At 55.5% G+C, this 21104-nt stretch carries 23 protein-coding genes; 9 read left to right on the forward strand and 14 right to left on the reverse strand.

Annotated features, from left to right (window positions below; all coding sequences use genetic code 11):
• Positions 1-69 precede the first annotated feature (69 nt).
• Positions 70-300: a hypothetical protein gene (locus K7R21_RS03770; RefSeq protein ID WP_224981954.1), complete on the forward strand. Its 231-nt coding sequence runs from the start codon at positions 70-72 to the stop codon at positions 298-300.
• A gap of 172 nt (positions 301-472) precedes the next feature.
• Here K7R21_RS03770 and K7R21_RS03775 read toward each other — a convergent pair whose 3' ends face one another.
• From K7R21_RS03775 to K7R21_RS03805, 7 genes are all read right to left on the reverse strand, one after another.
• On the reverse strand, positions 473-841 hold the full coding sequence (locus tag K7R21_RS03775; RefSeq protein ID WP_224981955.1) for a response regulator: 369 nt from the start codon (positions 839-841) through the stop codon (positions 473-475).
• Positions 842-1020: 179 nt separating this feature from the next.
• A complete protein-coding gene (gene merB, locus K7R21_RS20930) occupies positions 1021-1392 on the reverse strand; it encodes an organomercurial lyase (protein WP_404813621.1) in 372 nt (123 codons plus the stop codon).
• Positions 1393-1535: 143 nt separating this feature from the next.
• Positions 1536-1781, reverse strand: coding sequence for a hypothetical protein (locus K7R21_RS03785; protein WP_224981956.1), 246 nt, complete (start codon positions 1779-1781; stop codon positions 1536-1538).
• A gap of 54 nt (positions 1782-1835) precedes the next feature.
• On the reverse strand, positions 1836-2522 hold the full coding sequence (locus K7R21_RS03790; RefSeq protein WP_224981957.1) for an OmpA family protein: 687 nt from the start codon (positions 2520-2522) through the stop codon (positions 1836-1838).
• Positions 2523-2608: 86 nt separating this feature from the next.
• Positions 2609-3013, reverse strand: coding sequence for a large-conductance mechanosensitive channel protein MscL (gene mscL / locus K7R21_RS03795; RefSeq protein ID WP_224981958.1), 405 nt, complete (start codon positions 3011-3013; stop codon positions 2609-2611).
• A 145-nt stretch (positions 3014-3158) separates the two neighbouring features.
• Positions 3159-3851 (reverse strand): aquaporin Z, encoded by a 693-nt coding sequence (gene aqpZ / locus K7R21_RS03800; RefSeq protein WP_224981959.1) that lies wholly within the window; start codon positions 3849-3851, stop codon positions 3159-3161.
• A gap of 113 nt (positions 3852-3964) precedes the next feature.
• Positions 3965-5269, reverse strand: a complete 1305-nt coding sequence (locus K7R21_RS03805) for an OmpA family protein (protein WP_224981960.1) — start codon at positions 5267-5269, stop codon at positions 3965-3967.
• Between the two features lie 473 nt (positions 5270-5742).
• On the opposite strand from K7R21_RS03805, the gene K7R21_RS03810 reads away from it, so the two are divergent.
• The 3 genes from K7R21_RS03810 (at position 5743) to K7R21_RS03820 (ending at position 8892) form a co-directional block, all read left to right on the forward strand.
• The gene (locus tag K7R21_RS03810) at positions 5743-7671 is read left to right on the forward strand and encodes a hybrid sensor histidine kinase/response regulator (RefSeq protein ID WP_224981961.1); all 1929 of its coding nucleotides are present in this window, start codon (positions 5743-5745) and stop codon (positions 7669-7671) included.
• A 316-nt stretch (positions 7672-7987) separates the two neighbouring features.
• Positions 7988-8500 (forward strand): nucleotidyltransferase domain-containing protein, encoded by a 513-nt coding sequence (locus K7R21_RS03815; protein WP_224981962.1) that lies wholly within the window; start codon positions 7988-7990, stop codon positions 8498-8500.
• Positions 8497-8892 carry a HepT-like ribonuclease domain-containing protein gene (locus K7R21_RS03820; protein WP_224981963.1) on the forward strand — a complete coding sequence of 132 codons (396 nt, stop codon included), beginning with the start codon at positions 8497-8499 and terminating at the stop codon, positions 8890-8892. Before K7R21_RS03815 ends, K7R21_RS03820 begins: the two co-directional genes overlap by 4 nt.
• A gap of 51 nt (positions 8893-8943) precedes the next feature.
• On the opposite strand, the gene K7R21_RS03825 is transcribed toward K7R21_RS03820, so the two are convergent.
• The 5 genes from K7R21_RS03825 to K7R21_RS03845 all read right to left on the reverse strand — a co-directional run bounded on the left by K7R21_RS03825 (position 8944) and on the right by K7R21_RS03845 (position 13911).
• Complete coding sequence (locus tag K7R21_RS03825; RefSeq protein ID WP_224981964.1) at positions 8944-9489, reverse strand: thermonuclease family protein; 546 nt, start codon at positions 9487-9489, stop codon at positions 8944-8946.
• 48 nt (positions 9490-9537) lie between these two features.
• A complete protein-coding gene (locus K7R21_RS03830; protein WP_224981965.1) occupies positions 9538-10317 on the reverse strand; it encodes a DODA-type extradiol aromatic ring-opening family dioxygenase in 780 nt (259 codons plus the stop codon).
• Between the two features lie 27 nt (positions 10318-10344).
• Positions 10345-10947, reverse strand: coding sequence for a nitroreductase family protein (locus K7R21_RS03835; RefSeq protein WP_224981966.1), 603 nt, complete (start codon positions 10945-10947; stop codon positions 10345-10347).
• 188 nt (positions 10948-11135) lie between these two features.
• Positions 11136-11810, reverse strand: a complete 675-nt coding sequence (locus K7R21_RS03840) for an SOS response-associated peptidase (RefSeq protein WP_224981967.1) — start codon at positions 11808-11810, stop codon at positions 11136-11138.
• 427 nt (positions 11811-12237) lie between these two features.
• Entirely contained in the window at positions 12238-13911 is a 1674-nt protein-coding gene (locus tag K7R21_RS03845; protein WP_224981968.1) for a methyl-accepting chemotaxis protein, read from the reverse strand.
• Between the two features lie 1291 nt (positions 13912-15202).
• On the opposite strand from K7R21_RS03845, the gene K7R21_RS03850 reads away from it, so the two are divergent.
• The gene (locus tag K7R21_RS03850) at positions 15203-15457 is read left to right on the forward strand and encodes a PilZ domain-containing protein (RefSeq protein WP_224983407.1); all 255 of its coding nucleotides are present in this window, start codon (positions 15203-15205) and stop codon (positions 15455-15457) included.
• A gap of 143 nt (positions 15458-15600) precedes the next feature.
• On the opposite strand, the gene K7R21_RS03855 is transcribed toward K7R21_RS03850, so the two are convergent.
• Positions 15601-15960, reverse strand: a complete 360-nt coding sequence (locus tag K7R21_RS03855; RefSeq protein ID WP_263630601.1) for a sigma 54-interacting transcriptional regulator — start codon at positions 15958-15960, stop codon at positions 15601-15603.
• A gap of 27 nt (positions 15961-15987) precedes the next feature.
• Positions 15988-16149 (reverse strand): hypothetical protein, encoded by a 162-nt coding sequence (locus K7R21_RS03860; RefSeq protein WP_224981969.1) that lies wholly within the window; start codon positions 16147-16149, stop codon positions 15988-15990.
• An 81-nt stretch (positions 16150-16230) separates the two neighbouring features.
• Between K7R21_RS03860 and K7R21_RS03865 the strand changes: the two genes are divergently transcribed.
• From K7R21_RS03865 to kdpC, 4 genes are read left to right on the forward strand one after another with little or no spacing between them, the layout of a single operon-like run.
• A complete protein-coding gene (locus K7R21_RS03865) occupies positions 16231-16614 on the forward strand; it encodes a hypothetical protein (protein ID WP_224981970.1) in 384 nt (127 codons plus the stop codon).
• Positions 16615-16632: 18 nt separating this feature from the next.
• Positions 16633-18417, forward strand: coding sequence for a potassium-transporting ATPase subunit KdpA (gene kdpA, locus K7R21_RS03870; protein ID WP_224981971.1), 1785 nt, complete (start codon positions 16633-16635; stop codon positions 18415-18417).
• A 1-nt stretch (position 18418) separates the two neighbouring features.
• A complete protein-coding gene (gene kdpB / locus K7R21_RS03875) occupies positions 18419-20488 on the forward strand; it encodes a potassium-transporting ATPase subunit KdpB (protein WP_224981972.1) in 2070 nt (689 codons plus the stop codon).
• 43 nt (positions 20489-20531) lie between these two features.
• On the forward strand, positions 20532-21104 hold the full coding sequence (gene kdpC, locus K7R21_RS03880) for a potassium-transporting ATPase subunit KdpC (RefSeq protein ID WP_224981973.1): 573 nt from the start codon (positions 20532-20534) through the stop codon (positions 21102-21104).

The raw sequence follows: 21104 nt of genomic DNA on the forward strand, positions 1-21104 counted from the left end.
GGTGAGGGGCAAGTGGCCAATAGGTACCTTATAATCAAAAAATGCGAGAGGATGATAGAAGGTGCGCCATTGCCTCACCTGAGACGGCTGGAACTCGAAGCCAAGCTCCTGGAACTAAGGGTGGCACTGTTAGAATCGGGCCGGTTGACCGTTGGCCACGACGAGGCTTCTCCTTTCGCCTGCCTTGCGCTGCTCATGCATGGACTTATCATGGATGCCAAGTCCTTGCCCATTTACGAAGAAACACTCCGGCACTGTGACAAGCTCTTGTCCCTGGTTCAAAACGAACTGGATGGATAACCGAAGGCGAGCAGTACACCCCATGACGAGGACAAACAGGTCTGCTCAGAGTGCGAGGAGGGGTAGTCTGATTCGAGCGGCCGGAAGATGCGCTGCCGAGATTCTGCGACGGAGAGGATGGGGGGCAAGGTTCAGGACTTTTGACGACGCATCGAGAGGACGACCAAGGAGCCTAAATTTTGTTGTCCAACAGCTTTCTGATCATTTCGAGTAGTTGCGGCGGGGCGAAAGGTTTCAGGATGATGTGAACGTGAGGTGGTAAGGAGTCTGGGAAGCCGGACATATAGATGACCTTGAGAGCAGGGTCGATCCTCTTCATCTCTTTGACGCTACTTACACCGTCCATGCCAGGCATGACGATGTCTGTGACCACTAGGTCAACGCCCTCAGGATTTTGCTTGAATTTGTCGAGGGCTTCCTGGCCGTTGGCTGCCGTGGTCACCTTATAGCCGTTACTTACGAGGAGGTGACGAATTAGGTCCCTTATTTGCGGTTCGTCCTCAGCAAGTAGGATCGTTTCGCCTGTTTTTGAACAACTCATACGAGCCTCGCTGTAAGTTGCTAAGCCTAATCAACCCGTAGCGGGTATAGCAGTAAAGCTGACAAAAAGCTAGTGACAACTGACCTCCCCGAGGGTGACGCACTCGCGACTTCACCTTCCAAGTCGGCAATGGGTCCCCCTGCCGCCACAGCGGCCCATCTCTCCCTCTGCTGGGGGACTCATACCATCTCGTGTTGCAGTGGTTGCTGCATTACTGCATATCCGAGCTGCCATGCTTCCTTCAGCCGTATGATGGTTGTTTCGGGGTGCCGTGACAGCCAGGAAGCGGCAGCTTCCGCGGAGGTTATGAAGTGCACGCCGCTGCAAAAAACTGTTGCGGACGGAGGGCCGCTCCAAGTACTGCCGGTAAGCCCAGGCAAACCCATCTCCCGCACCATCTCCTGGTTGCTATCCCGCCCGGCAAACTGCACCACCGCCCCCGCGCGTCGGTACCGGTCGATGTCCCGTCCGAACGAAATAACGGGGTTTTTACTCTCAATAGGTGGGGCACACCAATTCCGATGATGGGTTAAAATTGCAATCCGATTCATACACTAGTCCTACGCCATTTTTACTCGCAGATTCTGTTGTAAATCCTTTTGTTTAGGAACTTAAGGTCGTTCCAATTGTAAAAAAAGCCGCTCCAGTAACGGAGCGGCTTTCTCGGAGTTGAAAATGTACGCGGTCAGCTTCGTTATTTGCCGTGCCCTTTATGTTTTTTATGCTTTTTGTGGCCCTTATGCTTGCCATTATCGTGGTGCCCAGAAACAACTCTTTCCTTCACAATGACACGCTCTTTCTCAACGACTCTCACTGGCTGAGGTTGAGGGCTACCTACCTGTACTTGCACGTCTGGAGTACTGACACCAACATTGACACCAGCAAACGCAAAGCTTGAGCTTATTGCAACAAGAGCAAGGCTGCCAATTATTTTTCCCATAAATATATCTCCTCGTGACAGTTGTTATTAATACATGCATGCCTGCAGCGTGTCTTAATTGTTACCGCTTCCCTCTACCCGAGCCTTTTCATTGGGGCTTATCTCTAGTTGCACCCGACGATTTAATGCCCGATTGGCTTCCGTGTCGTTGGGCACGGCGGGACGGCTGGAACCATATCCAATCGCCGTCATGCGAGAACTTGACACTCCATTGGCTGCTAAGAAGTCTCGAACGTGATCTGCCCGCCTTTGACTCAAGGGCTGGTTGATGGCGTCGGTTCCGCTGGAATCCGTATGTCCTTGAATAATTATGTTGGTTTCCGATTTGGCCAGCGTCGCTGCCGCCTTGGCCAGGGCGTCTTTAGCCGCAGGTTTGAGGTCGTCCTTGCCGGTGTCAAACAGGATGCCTGCCGGCAGTGCGACAAACACCTTGTCTCCGTCCCTTACCACCTCAGCTTCAGGCATACTTTTTTTCAAGGCCGCGGCTTGGCGGTCCATGTAATTGCCAATGCCACCTCCCACGACTGCGCCGGTCAATCCACCGATAGCTGCATTCCGTCCACGATGAGACTTCCCGCCAACCAGTGCCCCTACGCCGGCACCAAGAGCGGCACCCCCCAGGGAGCCGATAGCGGTTTTCTGCCACTCGGTGCTGCCGTCAGGGTTTGTCGCGCAACCACTGGCCAACATGGCAACGAGCATGCATCCTATGATAATTTTGCCTGCCCACGTTTTTTTCATGTCCATCCTCCTTTGGCTTACAAAGTTCGCCAGGGCTTGAATATTCACTCCCAGCGCCTAAGCACCCATAGCCTTATCCAACCCAACTACCTGCCACTTTTTAGTAAGTCTCTGATCTCACTAAGGAGTACTTCTTCCCGTGTGGGGGCAGGTGGCACCTCTGGTGCCGCAGCTTCTTTTTTCTTGAGAGAATTTATTGCTTTAACTGCGGCGAAAATTGCAAACGCAATGATAGTAAAGTCTATGATGGTTTGAATAAACTTGCCATAACTGATCACTACAGGCGGTTTATTGCCAACCCCTTCTTTGACAAGGATAGAAAGCTGGGAAAAATCAACACCGCCCAGCAGGACTCCGATTGGCGGCATAATAACGTCACCGACAAATGACGATACTATTTTGGCGAATGCAGCACCAATGATAATGCCCACTGCCATATCAACTACGTTGCCTTTTACTGCAAACTCCTTGAATTCCTTGGCGATGCTCATAGCCGTACCCTCCGAAAGAATTGTGAGTGAGAATCCTTCCATAACCGCAACCTGGCGAATGCTGGTGCGAGACATGTCGTGAGATGCAGGGCACTGAAAAATTTGTCGAACCCTCGGATCAGGGGGGCTTTTCGTCGTTGATTTCCTATTCCTTGCCGGAACCAAGGAACCGGTAAATACCGCCCCCGGCTATGGCGCCGATAATGGGAGCAACCCAAAAGAGCCACAGCTGTGACATGGCCCATCCTCCGACGAATATGGCGACCGCCGTACTGCGTGCTGGGTTTACCGACGTGTTGGTGGCCGGGATGCTGATGAGGTGGATCAGGGTGAGTCCCAAACCGATGGCAACCGGTGCGAATCCCTGGGGGGCACGCTTGTCGGTTGCCCCCATGATGATAAACAGGAACATCATGGTCATGACGATCTCTGTAACGAGTCCCGCGACGAGGGTATACCCCCCTGGGGAATGTTCGCCATAGCCATTGGCAGCGAAGCCAGCAGCAACATCGAACCCCATTTTACCACTTGCTATCAGGAGCAAAACAGCTGCCCCCGCGATGCCTCCGAACACCTGAGCTAAGATATACGGGACAACTTCTTTTGCGGGGAAACGCCCCCCAACAAAGAGACCGATGGAAACTGCGGGGTTGAGATGGCACCCGGAGATGTGCCCAATGGCGAAGGCCATAGTGAGGACGGTCAACCCGAAAGCCAGAGCCACGCCATGTAACCCGATTCCCACATTCGGGAAAGCCGCCGCAAGTACCGCACTGCCACAACCACCTAGAACCAGCCAGAATGTACCGATGAACTCAGCGCAGAATCGCTTTGACATTGTAATTCTCCTTTCAGGTGAGGGTGCCATGAAACCTGGGCAGTCATAGCAAAACACCCTCCTAGAAAAATTCCAAAAGGGTGTCTGCCTGTTAATAACCGTAGTTGCCGTTCCTAGTTGTTGCAGGTGAAATTGGATTCAATACGGCGATTCTTTGCTTTTCCTGCTTTGGTCTTGTTGCTGGCGATGGGCTTGTTAGGGCCATAGCCAACAGCTTTTATCCGTTCAGGGGCTATACCTAACTCTTTGACAAGATAATTACGTATGGTGTCTGCACGCCGCTGGGACAGTTTCATGTTGAGAGCCTTAGAACCAACATTGTCGGTATGCCCCTCAATGACACCCGTGGCGTTGGGGAACTCGTTCAGGAAGGCAGCCACAGTTTTCAGTTCATCGCGATATTGGGGCTTGATGTCGGCTTTATTGGTATCGAACTGGATATTTATGACTGCAGGACTGCACAGCTTGGGGGCTGGAGCAGGAGGCGCTACCGGAGTAGGAGCCACTACCGGGGCAGGAGCAAGTACTGCAACCCGCGCAGCGCTCTTGGCAGCGCCACCAGCACCATTACAAGTTAGGGTGTATGCGGTGTTGTCAGCAGGGGCAATCGTCATAGTCCCCTGAGGTTGCACAGCGCCAATTTCCGGCTGTATTTCACAGTTGGCAGAGTTGCTCGAACTCCACGCCAAGGTCGCTGTTTCGCCTTTGGTGATCGAACTCGGGGTAACCGTCAGGTTTACAGACGGGGCTGGAGGAACCGGGGCCGGTGCAGGAACGACAGCAGGAGCTGGAACGGGTTTTGGCACAGGAACAGGTTCGGCAACCGGTTCTGGAGCAGGGGCCGGAACCGCCACAGGTGCAGCAGTCTTGCCCCCAAGCAGGAAGGTCAGGCCCGCGGTGTATTCCCAGTTGTATTTGGGGCTGTCGGGCTTCTCCAGCACAAACAACTGGCGAGCATCAGCCCTCAACGCGACCGAATCGGTCACGAAGTACTTAACGCCTCCGCCGGCATTGATGGTCGCGTCGGTAGTTCTGTCGCTGATTTTAAGGCCATCGTGGCCATGTCCATAGGTAATCCCGCCACCACCCGCGGCAAGGTACGGCACCAGTGGCCCTTCAGGCAGGAAGTTGTAGAGGACGTCCAAGCGATAGGACAAGGCGTTGACACTTCTATCGTTACGTGTCCCCTCCGTTGCCAGATAGTCAGTCACGGCTTCGATTGCCCAGTTCTTGGTCAGGTCGTAGCCCAGGCGCAGCCCGAAGACGGGAGCAGTTTCCAGATGTTGTTCACCATCGAATGTATAACCACCGGCAAAAGGAGATATTGAAAATGCCCCTTCTCTTTCTCCAGCGAAAGAGGCCGTCGCCATTGTGAGTACAGCTGCACACGTAAGTAATGATGAAACAGTCTTTTTCATACGTTCTCCTTTGAACTTAATTTTAATGCCAGTGCCGTGAGGATAAAATACAGCACTGTACGGCATGCTAGAACTATTGGAAACGTATCATACATTCAGGTGGGGTTCAATGCTGTTTTAGATTAAATTAATGTAATATTCTGACAATTATTTAATGTCAAACTGATTTAAATAAGACTTGCTAGAACGTTTATGACGCATGTTCCTGTTCCTAAAATGGTTGTAGTGATGGGACCTTACGGCACCCTCAGAGTCTTTTTTCATAGAATCATGTCCGTGTGGCGCTGACGTCACTTTAAAAAGAAGCGGCCTTCCTGCAAGTAGACTGTGGTTAATTGTCCTCGTGTGTCCTACCAATGTTTCTGATACAAGGTACAATCAGATAGCGCGTGATGTTTAAGCGGGAACATGCTGATTTACCGTTACTTCCAAAAAAGAACATTATTGCCGAGGATGGTCCTAGAGGAGGTGACATGGTTGATATGACTGAACAAAGGTGCACTGAGCCCTTGTTGAATCAGAAACATATTGCCACCTGCCATTTTTTCGATAACAGCCCGTTTGCAGTGTTTAGATCTACGCTTGACGGGGCCGAAATCATAAATGCGAATGGAAAATTTTTCGAACTTTTCGGGCTTACCCGTGAGGAGGTTTTAGGCAAGCCGTTCCTTGGCCACTATGCAGCCCCCACCCAGCGAGACTCGATTCTTCGTACTGTCAACGAAAACGGGCATATCGTTGACGCTGAAGTCCAGTTCATCCACAAAAATGGCGAGGTCCGCGATTGCCTGGCCTCGGTATCCGTGTTCAAGGAAGAAGGCATTTTAGAAGGGATGCTGCTTGATATAACAGAACGAAAGCGGACGGAAGCTGCTCTTTTGGGGACTATGGCTCTGTATCGGGATTTTGTGGAGGGCACGAGCGATCTCGTGACCCAGGTAGACGCCAGGGGACGCTTCCTCTTCGTTAACCGGAATGCGGAAAGATATTTCGGGTGGTCACCTGCGGAGTGTGTCGGAAAGTTCGCCTTCGACTTTGTGCACCCGGATGACCGGCAAAAAACGTTGGCAGCATTCCAGGAATGGGTTGGCTCCTGCACGGAATCGGTGACTTTTGAAAACAGGCAAATAAGCAGGACCGGTGAGGTCTACGACATGCTCTGGACCATCAACCTCTCCTATGATGACGAAGAGCTGAAACAGGTGAATTCAATTGCTCGCGACGTCACCCTCCAGCGACGGTTGCTGAACGAGCAGATAAAAAACCAGAAACTGGAATCACTGGGGGTGCTGGCAGGCGGAATAGCCCACGACTTCAACAACATCATGACCGGGATCGTAGGGAGCATATCCTTGGCACGGGTATCCCTGGACAGTCACGAACGGGTATCTGAACTTTTGGCCCGAGCGGAAGGCGCCTGCCAACGCGCCACAACCTTATCCAACCAACTCCTGACGTTTGCCAAGGGGAATAGGCCGGTAAAGAAGTTGGTGGCGGCCAAAGCACTTATCACATCATCAATTTCACATGCGTTGAAAGGTTCCAAAACCAGGACCATGATAAACAGTGCCGATGGCTTGTGGGACCTGGAGGCCGATGAAGGGCTCATGGTTCAGGTTCTGTGCAATATTATGATAAATGCCTCTCAGGCAATGCAGGGGGAAGGTGTCGTCTCGATAGCGCTGGAGAATACAGTTCTTGATAAATCCAACGAATACTCCCTGCAACCTGGCCCTTATGTACGTTTCAGTTTTAGTGATACCGGATGCGGAATCCCAAAAGACAGCCTCAGAAGAGTTTTCGATCCGTACTATACAACCAAGGCCACGGGAAGCGGGCTGGGGTTGGCCTCAGCCTATTCCATTGTCTGCAAGCACGACGGCCATATAAGCGTTGACTCCGAAGAAGGCGTTGGCACGACCTTTATCGTCCTATTGCCCGCAAGCAGTTGTCAGGTTCACGCTGAGCCAAGCCTGGTGCAGAGACAGGCCCCTGCTAAACAGATCGATGGCCCGATCTTGGTGGTCGATGACGAAGAGATCATCAGAAATCTTGCAAAAGAGGCGTTACAAAAACTTGGATACGAGGTGCAGACCTGCAGCAGTGGTGAGCAGGCCATTGCGCTCTACCATGCCGCAATGGCGGCCGAAACCCCCTTCGCGGTTGTTGTCATGGACCTTACTATACCCGGGGGCATGGGCGGAGGGGAGGCTGCCAGGCGCATCCTGGAACTGGACCCATCGGCCGTCCTCGTAGTATCGAGCGGGTATTCCAACGATCCCATTCTCGCTGAGTACGCCAGATTCGGTTTCAGCGCAGTTTTGCCTAAACCCTACAGTCCGACTGATCTGGAGGAAGTACTGGCCGAACTTACCCAAAAAAGCTCCTTGGATGAGGTGTAAAGCGGGGCGGAGATTCCACGGCTTTGGCGTATCCCTCGCTGTCTGGTGCTGTCATCTAGCTCTCCTTTTGATCGGAATCCAAGCCAAGGATACTTCCGGCAAACTTCTGCGTCACTTCCAATTCCCCGAATCCGCGGCTCATGATGACTTTCACCTGCGGATTCGGCGCGCGTAACTCCAACCTATAAGATCACGTTTGTCCGGTCGCATCTTCTCCTACCAACTACCAGGCAGCACCTGTTTTGTTGATCTGACCTCCTTGTCATCCTCTTGATTTATGTGTATATTATGTACATATCTATGGGGGGTGGTTAAGGTGAAAACTGCACGTCTGAACATCGTCATCGAACCGGAAGAGAAGGAACTGGCCGAACAGCTTGCCGCTGAATTCAGTCGCCGGACAGGAATGGAAACTACACTGTCGTCCTTTGTCCGTCACCTGATCCGGCAGGCGGCGTTGGACAGCAATGATGAAAGCGGAATGAAACAGCAGGGATTGCCACTCACCCCCGCAAGGTCCAAGCGCCGCCCACGCCCTAGGCCAAGCGAACAGGTGGCTATCTACCGGGAGCAGATTAAGGCCATAGCCTTGGCACATCATGTCACCAACGTCAGAATCTTCGGATCGACCGCACGCGGGGAAGATACCAGCAAGAGCGATTTGGATCTGCTTGTGTCGCCGATCCAGGGGAAAACGGGGCTGATGGAGCTGGTTGAGATTGCGGCGGAAATCAAGAAGCTTATCAAGGTTCCCGTCGATGTGGTCCTGGACACCACCATACCAGAAAAGTACAGGGACAAGATCAACAAGGAGGCAATCACGATATGACCGACAACCGGAAACCGCGAACATTAGAGGAATACCTAGAGGATATGCAAAAGTCCGTTAATCGTCTTATGGAAATTTCTCGCGTCGATGGATCGGTTTTCAAGGATAACGAGGACAAGCAGGACGCCGCCATCAGGCATATCCAAATACTTGGTGAAATTTCCAGTAAACTTTTAAAACATTACCCCGCTTTCACCGCCGACAACAAAGACATACCCTTCAGGAAAATCAGTGACATGAGAAAACAGCTGATTCACGGCTACTTTGGGGTGAGCCTTGATGCAGTGTGGGAGGTCTTAAAAATCAATATCCCGGCCCTCGACAGCCAGCTTTCCACCGTTGTGGTAACCAGTAAGAACTCCATACAGAAAGGAAGGGGTGTTAAAATATGACTTCCCACTGGCCGGTTTGAACGGGTCCTTAGGACCTTTGCGTGGTTGTAATTATCGAATACCATCTTTCTTCTGCATCCTTCTGAACTCCCAAGGAGGCTGCGGGTTCTCCTGCCGCCACAGCCCCCGTCGCTGCCGCCTAGCCTCTTCCTCCGTCTGGATGTAATTAGAAGCATAGGGCCGCTCCAGGTACTGCCGGTACGCCCAGGCAACCCCCTCCCGCACCATCTCCTGGTTGATGTCCCGCCGGCCAAGGCGCACCACAGACACCGCGCGCCGGTATCGGTCGATGTCCCGCACCTCGACCGTCACCCTCTGCCCGCCGATCTTCCCCTTGAGCGCCTGAAAGGCCTCCTCCCCATAGGGTTGCCCTGGCTTGGACACCCGGCCCGTCTTTCGGTTTCGCTTCTCCGTCTCCGGCGCGTCGATACCGTACAACCGCACCTTCACCCTGGTCCCCAGGGCATCCTGCACCTGCACCGTGTCCCCATCGCTGACCTTTGAGACGGTTCCCTCGATGATCCTGGTCGGTCCCTTTGCCCAGGCCCAACCGGCACTCAACGCGAAAAACAGCGCCAAGATGAAAATCCTTCTCATATGCCCTCCATAACTAACAAGGCCATCCTGCTCTCTAGCCGTCTTTGATCAGTCCCAGGCAAAAGCCGCCATGGAAATCGCCCCATAGGTAAAGCCGTCATGGAGAACTCGTCCACCCGCCCGTCCGGCCCCCATGGCAACGAACAGCGGCAGGAAGTGTTCCGGCGTGGGATGGTTTCTTGGTGCAGCCGGCCCCAGGCGGCGGTAGTCAGTGAGCGCTTCGACACGGTTTGCAGTCACTGACTCCGCAACCCACTCCGCAAATGCACTGGCATAAGGGAGGGGAGGTGCCCCCAAGTCTCTCCCGAAGAAATCGGCAAGATTGTGGGTTACGGCACCACTTCCCATGATCAGGACGCCTTGTTCACGAAGTGGAGCCAAGGCCCGCCCTATGGCGAGATGGTGACCAGGATCCAGGTGAGGTTGCACGGAAAGCTGAATCACCGGGATGTCCGTCTCGGGGTACATCAGCATCAGCGGGACCCAGGTCCCGTGGTCGAGCCCCCTGGAGCTGTCCTTGCCGCCGGGGATCCCCTGCTCCTTCAGCAGCGAAAGCACCTTCTGCCCCAATACCGGGTCACCCGGCGCCTGATACGCAAGCGAATACAGCTCCTCCGCGAAGCCGCCGAAGTCGTACATGGTCTCCGGCCGCGGGCTGATGCTCACTCTCGGTTCCGCCGTGGTCCAGTGGGCCGAAACCGATACAATGGCGCGAGGCCTCCCGAGTTGCTGCCCCAGTAGCTTAAGAAAGTCACGGGTCGGGCACTCGTCGATGATCAGGCTTGGTGCCCCGTGTGACACAAAAATGGCAGGCATGGTAGTCGACATGGTTTCCTCCTTCGTGCGCCGCTGGCGCTATCTGAAGAGACTCACCCGCTGTGCCAGGGGGAGATACTCTTTTGGCGCCGGCTCCGCGATCGGCTTCCCGAACGGCATCTGGGCGATGAGCTTCCAGGAACGGTCTATCCCCCAGGCGGTCCTGACGGCGCTATCGATCACCGGGTTGTAATGCTGCAGCGATGCACCCCAACCCTCGGACTCCAGGGCGGTCCAGATCGCAAACTGTAGCATACCTGACGATTGCTGGGACCAGATCGGAAAGTTTTCCCGATACGGGGGGAACTTCGCTTGCAGATCTTCGATGGTGGCCTGGTCCTCGAAAAAGAGGATGGAGCCGTAGCCGCTGCGGAAGGCTTTGTCGATTTTTTCTTCCGTTGCTGCAAAGTTTTCTGGCGGCACTAGCCGGCGCAGCTCATCTTTGGTCAAGTCCCACAGGCGTTCGTGTTGCTCCCCAAGGAGTATCACAACCCGTGCGCTTTGCGAGTTGAATGAAGAGGGAACGTGCTGGACTGCAGTGTTCACGATCTCCTCAATTACCCGATCATCGGTAACTTTTTGGTTGTTGATCGCATAGTGGGTTCTTCTGCTCTTTATGGCGTCCCAGTAAAGTGTGGTCATTGCAATAGCCTCCGTTGAATTTTTTTGCTGTTTAAGCTCCCCCTGGCCAATTTGCGTGGGTGTCGAGTCACGGTGGAAGGAGCTAGCTTCGAGCGACCATCAATTTTAAATCATACAATTTAACATTAAACTATCAGGTTGCTGATTTTGGTGTCAATCACTTTTTGAGGTCGGAATGCGCAAGGTGGCTAGGCCGGCGCGATCAACTCGCAGCTGTCATATTTCGGCGTGTTGACCAGCGGCGACACCTGCCACATCTCCAAAAGGTCGGCAGGGTAAGGCTGAAAAAAAACGGAGAGGGGCGTCGGATCGGTAAGGTGCCGGTCGAGCCAGCGCCCGCACTCGTCCGGGTGCAGGATCACCGGCATGCGCTCGTGGATGGACTCCAACAGCCTGTTGGCGCCCGTGGTCAGGATGGTGAAGGACTCAACCTGCTCCCCCTCGGGCGACTTCCAGGTCTCCCAGAGCCCCGCGAACAGCATGGGGAGCCCCTCACGGATGCGGATATAGTGGGGGATCTTCGCCTTCCCTTCATGCCGCCACCCGTAAAAGCCCGAAGCGGGGATCACGCAGCGGCGGTATTTGAAGGCCTGGCGGAAGGAAGGCTTCTCCTGGAGCGTCTCCGACCGCGCGTTGATCATCTTGTAGCCGATCGACCTTTCCTTGGCCCACGCGGGAATCAGCCCCCAGTACAAAAGGTCGAGCCTATTGTCCCCGTCCGCACCTTCCCTGACCACCGCTACCTCCTGGGTCGGGGCCACGTTGTATCGTGGCGCTAGATTGGGTACCTCTGCCAACCCCAAAGATTCCGAAAGTACCTTGGCAGGAACATCAACTGCGAATCGACCACACACGCTGCACATTCTCCTTTGAGAGAGGTGAGAGTCTTGAAGAGCGGCCTGCTGTTTTTTGAGGTACGTCCTGGTGCCGTCGGTTGATGAAGCATAGCCGTCGGCTATAAAAAATCTTAGCATCTGCTTGAACCGTTTTGTGGAGCTGGGCAGGGCGAGCGCATACTCCTCTTTAGTGGTCCCTTTTAGTTCCGGTCCTTCTCCGCCCCCCCAAAAAGAGTACCTACGTTCGCTCATCAGTTTCGCGTCCCCCCCTCACCCCGTCGGCGTGGCAGAAGCGGTTGTCGGCACAGTGCGTGCCAACAACCGCGGCCGTGGGGGTGGGCCGCGATCCGCTCCGCTCCAGCATTCCAGTACTTGATGGCGCGGTGGACGTCAACGAAGTAGACTCATTCGAACAGGCTCTCCAGGATGAGGTCGGAGGAGACGGATTCCATGGTCAGTATGCCTCGAAGCCTTGGTCAAAGGTGTCATGGCGAATGTCAATATCGACCCCGTGCCTTTCCTTGGGCTGCTGTGATACACCAGCCTTACGCAAGGTATGTGAACTAGGAATCGCTTTACGTGCCTTAGCTTGCGGGGTGCAGGGCCGAGGCGCGGTGCTGCCACCATCTATCTTGAAGAAGCTGATACTCGACTGCAACACCTCGGCCTGCGAGCTTAGCTCCTCTGCGGTTGAGGCCATCTCTTCGCTGGCAGATGCGTTCTGCTGGATGACCTGGTCGAGTTGCTGTACTGCCTTGTTGATTTGCTCAGCCCCAGTACCCTGCTCCCGACTCGCAGCACTGATCTCCTGAACCAGTTCGGCAGTCTTCAGGATGTCCGGCACCATCTGCACGAGCATCCCTCCCGCCTTCTCCGCAACATCCAAGCTATTAGCCGAGAGTTCAGAGATTTCTACCGCAGCCTTATGGCTTCGCTCGGCAAGCTTCCGGACCTCCGCGGCCACCACAGCGAACCCTTTACCATGCTCTCCGGCACGCGCCGCCTCGATCGCAGCATTCAGCGCAAGAAGGTTGGTTTGTCGAGCGATCTCTTCGATAATGGTGATCTTCCCCGTTATCTCCCGCATGGCGTGTACAGTCTGCTCCACAGCCTTGCCGCTCTCCTTGGCACTCTCGGCACTATGCACCGCGATCTTCTCGGTCTGGGATGCATTGTCCGAATTGTGGCTGATGTTCGAGCTCATCTGCTCCATGCTACTGGAAACCTCTTCGGCCGCAGCAGCCTGCTCGCTCGCCCCCTGACTCATCTCAGTCGCGCTCGAAGAGAGCTCCACACTACCTGCAGCGACATTGCTTGAGGCGCTCTGCACTGAGGCTACGACCTCCTTAAGGTTACCGACCATCTCGTTCAGCGCTTGGGCAAGTTGTCCAACCTCGTCCTTGCTGCCAACTTCGAGGTTCTTGGTCAGATCTCCCTTCGAAATGGCATGGGCAAAATCTACCCCTTTGCGCAACGGGGCTGTGATCATCCGTGAAATAAAGAATCCCAGCAGAAGTGCGACGACCATCCCCCCCGCCGCGGCCCCAATCATGGCCGAGGTTGCTTCACTGGCCACCTTCTCGTTCTTTTCCGCAGTCAGCTTTGCCTGGCTTACCTTTGAGTCTACCAGCCGGTCCAACACCTCCTGGTAATGCATAGCAGCCTTCTTCCCGTCCCCCTGGAGGATGCTCTTGGCCTCGGCATCACGGTCGACCTTGGCAAGGTCCATAACCTTCTCTATGTACTGCCCGTACTCCACTCTGACCTGCTTGTAGTCATCCAGTAGCTTACGTCCCTCTTCGGTCATGATAGTCTTCTCGACGGCGGCGACCTTCTCCCCAATACCGGTGCGCAAGTCCTTGATGGTTCCCAGAATCTTCTCCCTCTCGGCATTGTCGTTTGTCTCCACCAAATCGCGCAGATTGATTCTGACCCTCTGAAAAGCAACTGCAATGGCACCTATCTCCTCCAAGGGAATCGTGACCTTTTCGTACATGAGCTGGTCGGCTGCCTTGATCGTATGGAGCTTCACGGTCCCGATCCACCCTACTCCGCCAGCAATCAATGCAAGCATCATGAAGCTCACCATCAGTTTCTTTCCGATACCCAGATTGAAGAACCAACCCATTCTTACCTCCACCCTCCGCTGGATTTGCCCCTGCATGTCACGGAACTGCGTCGCGATGAAGGAGCACACAAGATCTTCTAACTATCGGCGCACTAGATAAGAACTTAAGCCAGGATCTCTGGCTGCTTCCAACACAGGTCGCGCCAGTTCCACGAAGGGCTGGAAGCTTGTGGGACTGGTTCGTCGTCAGGCTGACGGCGCCTCTGCTTGCTTCCAATACTTGCTTACGGGGACCATAGTGCCGCCCAAAGTAAAGGTCTCCGAGGAAATTGCCCTCGACCTGGAGGAGTGGAGGGCCTGGCAAATTACCTGCTTCTACTCCACGCTTTTATTGCCCCGTAGCGGAATCTACCTCTCATGCCTCGCCCACCTCCAACTATTTCATTAATCGTTGTACAGTCTGGTTAGATTCGACACCTTTCCACTGCCTCTGTGGATAAGACCTCAAATCCTGTGGATAAGTGCACTGGTTGTGACGCAAAAATAGGCACTTTTACGGTTTGCACATTTTCTGCACAATCACGTAAGTAGCTGTAATTACGTGTCAATATCTATTTAATGTGTCTTGTGACTGGTAGAGAGCATGCAGTTTTTTGCAATGTATCGGCAACGAATGAACAAAGGTGGATAAGTAACTAAAATCACGAGGTGAAAGGCAGGTGCTTGTAGCAGTAATTATTTGCTGTGACCTTCAATCATTAGAACAAACGGAGGAACGATAAGGCAATTAAGACTCCTTCTCCATTCTCGCCGACGATACCAGATTCGGTTTCAGCGCAGTTTTCCCAAAAATTAAAGTCGCTACTGACCTTGAGGACGCACTGGCCATACAACTGCACGGCTCGGAACGGCGCGCCCTGGAGGGCTTGGAGCAGAACCGTCTGAAGCTCCTTGCCGACTTCGGGAGGGCCTGCGGAAAGGGAAGATAAGCGAAAGACCCGGATGCATGCGAAAGTTCATGCGAAAACCGGGGCTGCCTTGGAGAATCGGTAACGATTTTTATTAGATAGATGGAGCGGTAAACCTTGTAATATCTCCTAGCCGCCGTACAGTTATCTTTGATAAATTAGGCCTTTGGAGTCTTGGGTTAGCCCCAACGCCTCGGAACAGGACCGCCTATTGACGTCACCCGGGTATCACCTTAACAGAGGTACCTGCCAACAGCCTTGCAGTCACCTACCTCGGTGGTTACTAGACAGAGTTCAATGTAGATGCACAGTGGGAAAGTTGGTGGGGATCAGACAGCATCACAACAACTCAAAGTGATCTAAAGGGGGGGGCGGCCGTGGACATGGAGAAACGAATTTCAGCCAGACTTACCTTTCGTGCGAAGGCATACATCCATTGGAATAATCACGACATTGAGGGGCAAGTGGAGAATGTCAGCGTTGATGGTGCCTTTGTGACGGCGGCTTCCAAGGTGCAAATAAACGACGTGGTCTCACTCACCATCAATGACACTCCCACCGTCGGCATAAATGCGAAGGTGGTTAGGTTGACGAACACGGGGATGGGATTGAGGTTTGAAAAGGCGCTGCATTTTTAAGAAGAGGCACAGAATCGTTCTTGACGCTGTTAACCATCTGCGACTCCGGCCACCTCTCCATGAGATCAGCAGGGTAATGCTGGAATTGATGTAACAGACCCGCCGTATTGCTCACTTGCCGATCCAAACACACCGGACACTCATCAGGAGATAGGATGCCCGGCAGCCTTTCCTGAGGCTGTACGAGTCGATTTGGGGCGGTTGTGTGTGGATCGAACTTCATGGGCAAACAGTTCACTGTCGATCAGCGGTTGAAGGATGGCACCGTAGGTGACCTTGATGTAAGGGCCATTCTTGCGCGGGGAGCCGAAATTGATCGCGTTGGCGATTAGCTCCTTTCCCGTACCAGTTTTTTCCAAAGGTAGCACCGTGTTAGAAAGCTTAGTAAGCGGCCATACCATCTTCATGACGTTTCTGACCCCGGAATTCCCGCCGATAATGTCCTCTCCCGTCTGGGGAAAGAGCTCCCTTAGTTCGCTAGCGCAGGAACCTGTGCCCCCCAGGTGGCGGTGGCTCCGACTGCATGAACGTTAGCGCGAATCTCCTGCCGTACCAGGATAACGGCTATTGCCTTGACGGCTTCTTAATGCCTTTACGGGACATTTTAACACCGTCTTTAGATGTTCAGAGATATGGTGATACCAAGGTGTAGAAAAACCAACTGGAGCATCGCCTTGAAGATCTTTCTTCATGTCCTGAAGCACCTCATCTCTACAATAGAGAACCGGTAAAGAGGGTGCCGCTGGCACGGTCTGATGTTGAAGGAGTGTGAGATGAAAAAGTTGTCACTGCTGTTGACGTTGTCGGTATTCCTGGCCTCTCCCCTGTTCGCCGTTTCCTACCCCCCTTCCGTTCAGGAGCCTGTCTACCTGAAAGAGGACGATGTGATGACGACAGGGACCAAAGTGCATATGTTTCACAGTGGCACCCAGGATGTGCGTAACGCCAGCAAGACGGGTGACATCCTGACCATTTACCGCGAGTACCCCCCCGATTTGGGGGTGGTAACCAAGCAGACCGGCAAGATCAAGGTAATCGGTACGATCGGTGATTACTACTTCGAAGGGCACGTTATCGAGGGGTTTGCGCAACCGGGGAGTCTGGCAATGAAAGGCACAACGGCCTGCATCATTACCACTCGGCTCAAGCAGAAGTAAAAAGACACGGAGAACACCATGAACATGTACGAATGGCTTCAGACCATCCTCTTTTTCGTACTCCTGCTGCTGGCGGTAAAGCCGCTGGGGAGCTATCTTGCCAAGGTCTTCCAGGGACAGCGCACGTTCCTCTCGCCGGTCCTAGTCCCTTGCGAGAGCTTCCTCTACCGCATCTGCGGCGTGGACAAGGATGAGGAAATGCAGTGGCAGCGCTACGCGTGGGCGCTGATCCTTTTCAACTTCATCTGCGGGGTAGCCCTGTTGGCAATCCTGCTGCTCCAGGGAATCCTGCCTCTGAACCCGCAGAAGTTCCCGGCTTTTTCATGGCACCTCGCGCTCAACACGGCGGTCAGCTTCATGACCAACACCAACTGGCAGAACTACGGCGGCGAGTCTACCGCGAGCTACTTCACCCAGATGGCCGGCTTTGCGGTGCACAACTTCCTCTCCGCCGCTACCGGCATCGTGGTCGCCATCGCCACCATTCGCGGCTTCGTCCGGCGCAGGGTCTCGGAGATCGGCAACTTCTACGTCGACCTCGCCAGGTGCACCCTGTACGTCCTGCTGCCTATCTCGCTGGCCTTCGCGGTATTCCTGGTGTCCCAAGGGGTGATCCAGAACTTCAGCGGCTATAAGACGGTGCCGCTGGTCCAGGCGACCAGCTACGACAAGCCCAAACTCGATGCGCAAGGGAACGCCCTAAAGGACGCCAAGGGGAACGCGGTGACCGAAACGGTCACGGTGAAAGAGGTGACCCTTCCCATGGGGCCGGTCGCTTCCCAAGAGGCGATCAAGGAGCTGGGCACCAACGGCGGCGGTTTCTTCAACGCGAACTCGGCGCACCCTTACGAGAATCCAACCCCGCTCTCCAACATCGCGGAGGTCTTCCTGATCCTTCTCATCGGCGGCAGCCTCACCTACACCTTCGGGGTGATGGCGGGGAACACCCGCCAGGGATGGGCGCTGCTGGCGGTGATGCTTGCAATCCTGGTTACCGCGACCGCCGTCCTCTACTGTGCGGAAACGAGCGGCAACCCCTTGGTGGCAAAGCTCGGCGTGCACGGCGTCAACATGGAGGGGAAAGAGACACGCTTTGGTCTCGTTGGCACCTCACTGTTCGCAACGGCGACCACCGGCACCTCCTGCGGTGCGGTCAACGCCATGCACGATTCCATGACGCCCTTGGGCGGGATGGTTCCGCTGTCCTTGATCCTCCTTTCGGAGGTGGTCTTCGGAGGGGTCGGGACCGGGCTTTACACAATGATCGCCTTCGTTGTGATCGCGGTCTTCATCGCGGGGCTGATGATCGGACGTACGCCGGAGTTGCTGGGGAAAAAGATCGAGGTGCGCGAGATGTGGATGTCCATCATCACCGTCCTCACCTCGGGGGTGCTGGTGCTGATCTTCTCCGGAGTTGCCCTGCTGCTGCCGTCGGCCATCTCCTCGATGGCCAACCCCGGCGCACACGGGCTCTCGGAGGTGCTGTACGCCTTCGCCTCCATGTCCAACAACAACGGCAGCGCCTTCGCAGGACTAAACGGCAACACCGTCTTCTACAACCTCTCCGGCGCAGTTGCCATGTTCCTCGGGCGCTTTGCCCCCATCGTAGCCTCGCTGGCCATGGCCGGCTCCCTCGCCGGCAAGAAATACGTCCCCCCTAGCCTGGGAACACTCCCCACGGACAAGGCTCCCTTCGCGCTCTGGCTGACCCTGGTGATACTCATCGTCGGTGCGCTCACCTTCTTCCCCGCTCTGTCCCTGGGGCCGATCGTCGAACACCTGATCATGCTGGGAGGTAAGTGACATGTCGAAACACGCACCCGAACCGATATCCATGTTCGATCTGCGCATCATGAAGCCTGCGCTGCTGGAATCAATAAAAAAACTTGACCCGAGGGGGTTGTGGCGTAACCCGGTGATGTTCTGCGTCGAGATCGCAAGCGTCATCACCCTGGTCACCTTCGTCATGTCGCTCACCGGCGCCAACAAGGAGCCGGCGTGGTTCACGGGCCTCGTCTCCATCTGGCTCTGGCTCACGGTGCTCTTTTCCACCTTCGCCGAGGCGCTTGCGGAAGGGCGCGGCAAGGCGCGCGCCGCGTCTCTCAGGAAAAGTCGCACCGAGGTGACGGCGAAGCGGCTGAAAATACCCGAATTCGGGACGCCCCACGAGACGGTTCCGGCGCAATCGCTCAGAAAAGACGATTACATACTCGTCGAGGCCCACGAGATGATTGCCGGGGACGGCGACGTCGTGGCCGGAGCGGCACTGGTCAACGAGGCGGCGGTCACCGGCGAGTCGGCTCCGGTGGTGCGGGAGTCCGGCGGCGACCGCAGCGCTGTCACCGGCGGCACCGAGGTCATCGCCAACTCCATCATCGTCAGAATCACCGCCAACCCGGGCGAAACCTTCCTGGACCGCATGATCTCCCTCATCGAGGGGGCCAAACGGAGAAAGACCCCCAACGAGATCGCCCTGGAAGTGCTGCTCATCGCGCTCACCTTGGTGTTCCTTCTGGTCTGCGCCAACATAAGTCCGCTTTCCGTCTACTCTGTCAAGGCAGCGGGACAGGGAACGCCGGTGTCGCTCACCGTGCTGGTCGCCCTGTTCGTCTGCCTGGCGCCGACCACCATCGCCGCGCTGCTGCCGGCCATCGGCATCGCCGGCATGGACCGGCTCTTCCAGAAAAACGTGATCGCTCTCTCCGGGCGCGCCATCGAAGCGGCGGGTGACGTCAACGTGCTCCTGCTTGACAAGACCGGCACCATCACGCTGGGCAACCGCGAAGCGGTGGAGTTCGTACCGGTGGCTGGGCACACCGAGATGGAACTGGCCGAGGCGGCGCTCTTCGCGTCGCTCACCGACGAGACCCCGGAGGGGAGAAGCATCGTCGTACTGGCCAGGAAGAAGTTCGACCTGAAAATGGAATCCCTCCCCCCCGATGCCCGTACCATCGCCTTCAGCGCCGAGACGCGCCTGTCGGGTGTCGACACCCTCGGCAGGAAATACCGCAAGGGGGCCTCTGACTCCGCCATCTCCTTCGTCAGGAGCATGGGCGCCAGCACCATTCCCTCCAACCTTGTGGACGTGGTGGACAGGATCGCCCGTGCCGGGGCGACGCCGCTCGTGGTTTGCAGCGATGCGGAGATCATGGGCGTCATCAACCTCAAGGACATCATAAAGGGAGGGATCCAGGAGCGCTTCCAGCAGTTGCGCAGCATGGGCATCAAGACGGTGATGATCACCGGCGATAACCCGCTCACCGCCGCGGCCATAGCGGCTGAAGCGCAAGTGGACGACTTCCTGGCCCAGGCGAAACCCGAGGACAAACTGCGCCTGATCAAGGAGAACCAGGAGCAAGGTTACATGGTGGCCATGACCGGCGACGGCACCAACGACGCCCCGGCGCTTGCCCAGGCGGACGTCGCGGTCGCCATGAACACCGGCACCCAGCCCGCTCGCGAGGCGGCCAACATCATCGACCTCGACTCGAACCCGACCAAGCTCCTGGATATCGTCGAGGTGGGCAAGCAGATCCTGATGACCAGGGGGAACCTGACCACCTTCAGCATCTCCAACGACGTGGCCAAGTACTTCGCCATCATCCCGGCCATGATGCTGTCGATCTACCCGCAGTTGAACGTACTGAACGTGATGCACCTGTCCAGCCCCTTCAGCGCCATACTGTCGGCCGTGATCTTCAACGCGATCATCATACCGATCCTGGTGCCGCTGGCGCTCAAAGGGACCAAGTTCCGTCCCATGCCTGCCGAGAAGCTATTGATCCACAACCTGCTCATCTACGGCCTGGGCGGAATCATAGCGCCGTTTATCGGCATCAAGGCCATAGACATGGCAGTGTCACTGTTTGCGTGAAGCGACCGACTCAGATAGAGTAAGACATACCGAGGATACCTCTATGAAAGAATTGCGACCAGCGTTACTGATGTTCCTACTGTTCACCGTCATCTGCGGCGGGATCTATCCGGCCCTAGTCACCGGCATTGCCTATGCGCTCTTCCCACGACAGGCGCAGGGAAGCATCATCACGGACCAGAACCACCGCGAGATAGGCTCCGCACTGATCGGCCAACCCTTCTCCAACGCCAGGTATGTCTGGCCCCGCCCTTCTGCCACGGCGGACTTCGGCTACAACCCGATGGCGTCGGGCGGATCCAACTCCGGTCCCACCAACCCCGACTACCTGAAGACGGTTTCCGAGAGGGTCAAGACCTTGCACGATGCGGGTGCCGCGGGGGGCATCCCGTCCGGGTTGGTGCAGGCCTCGGGCAGCGGGCTGGACCCGGACCTCGCTCCGGAGGCGGCCATGGTGCAGGTGGCGCGCATCGCGAAAGCGCGCGGCATGGCGACGCACCTGGTCGAGAGGCTCGTCACCGACCACACCAAGGGCCGTCAGCTCGGTTTCCTGGGAGAGCCGCGGGTGAACGTACTGGAACTGAACCTGGCGCTGGATAACCAAGAGAGCAGGTAA

Source organism: Geomonas agri, assembly GCF_020179605.1.
Taxonomy (GTDB): domain Bacteria; phylum Desulfobacterota; class Desulfuromonadia; order Geobacterales; family Geobacteraceae; genus Geomonas; species Geomonas agri.

Bases quoted from the DNA above. Each gene is read 5' to 3' on its own strand.
- merB (WP_404813621.1), bottom strand. From the start codon at position 1,392: ATGAATCGGATTGCAATTTTAACCCATCATCGGAATTGGTGTGCCCCA.
- K7R21_RS03865 (WP_224981970.1), top strand. From the start codon at position 16,231: ATGAAAAAGTTGTCACTGCTGTTGACGTTGTCGGTATTCCTGGCCTCT.
- K7R21_RS03810 (WP_224981961.1), top strand. From the start codon at position 5,743: ATGGTTGATATGACTGAACAAAGGTGCACTGAGCCCTTGTTGAATCAG.
- K7R21_RS03830 (WP_224981965.1), bottom strand. From the start codon at position 10,317: ATGTCGACTACCATGCCTGCCATTTTTGTGTCACACGGGGCACCAAGC.
- K7R21_RS03840 (WP_224981967.1), bottom strand. From the start codon at position 11,810: ATGTGCAGCGTGTGTGGTCGATTCGCAGTTGATGTTCCTGCCAAGGTA.
- kdpB (WP_224981972.1), top strand. From the start codon at position 18,419: ATGTCGAAACACGCACCCGAACCGATATCCATGTTCGATCTGCGCATC.
- K7R21_RS03845 (WP_224981968.1), bottom strand. From the start codon at position 13,911: ATGGGTTGGTTCTTCAATCTGGGTATCGGAAAGAAACTGATGGTGAGC.
- K7R21_RS03860 (WP_224981969.1), bottom strand. From the start codon at position 16,149: ATGAAGAAAGATCTTCAAGGCGATGCTCCAGTTGGTTTTTCTACACCT.
- K7R21_RS03775 (WP_224981955.1), bottom strand. From the start codon at position 841: ATGAGTTGTTCAAAAACAGGCGAAACGATCCTACTTGCTGAGGACGAA.
- K7R21_RS03825 (WP_224981964.1), bottom strand. From the start codon at position 9,489: ATGAGAAGGATTTTCATCTTGGCGCTGTTTTTCGCGTTGAGTGCCGGT.
- mscL (WP_224981958.1), bottom strand. From the start codon at position 3,013: ATGAGCATCGCCAAGGAATTCAAGGAGTTTGCAGTAAAAGGCAACGTA.
- K7R21_RS03820 (WP_224981963.1), top strand. From the start codon at position 8,497: ATGACCGACAACCGGAAACCGCGAACATTAGAGGAATACCTAGAGGAT.
- K7R21_RS03835 (WP_224981966.1), bottom strand. From the start codon at position 10,947: ATGACCACACTTTACTGGGACGCCATAAAGAGCAGAAGAACCCACTAT.
- kdpC (WP_224981973.1), top strand. From the start codon at position 20,532: ATGAAAGAATTGCGACCAGCGTTACTGATGTTCCTACTGTTCACCGTC.
- K7R21_RS03790 (WP_224981957.1), bottom strand. From the start codon at position 2,522: ATGAAAAAAACGTGGGCAGGCAAAATTATCATAGGATGCATGCTCGTT.
- K7R21_RS03805 (WP_224981960.1), bottom strand. From the start codon at position 5,269: ATGAAAAAGACTGTTTCATCATTACTTACGTGTGCAGCTGTACTCACA.
- kdpA (WP_224981971.1), top strand. From the start codon at position 16,633: ATGAACATGTACGAATGGCTTCAGACCATCCTCTTTTTCGTACTCCTG.
- aqpZ (WP_224981959.1), bottom strand. From the start codon at position 3,851: ATGTCAAAGCGATTCTGCGCTGAGTTCATCGGTACATTCTGGCTGGTT.
- K7R21_RS03785 (WP_224981956.1), bottom strand. From the start codon at position 1,781: ATGGGAAAAATAATTGGCAGCCTTGCTCTTGTTGCAATAAGCTCAAGC.
- K7R21_RS03850 (WP_224983407.1), top strand. From the start codon at position 15,203: ATGGAGAAACGAATTTCAGCCAGACTTACCTTTCGTGCGAAGGCATAC.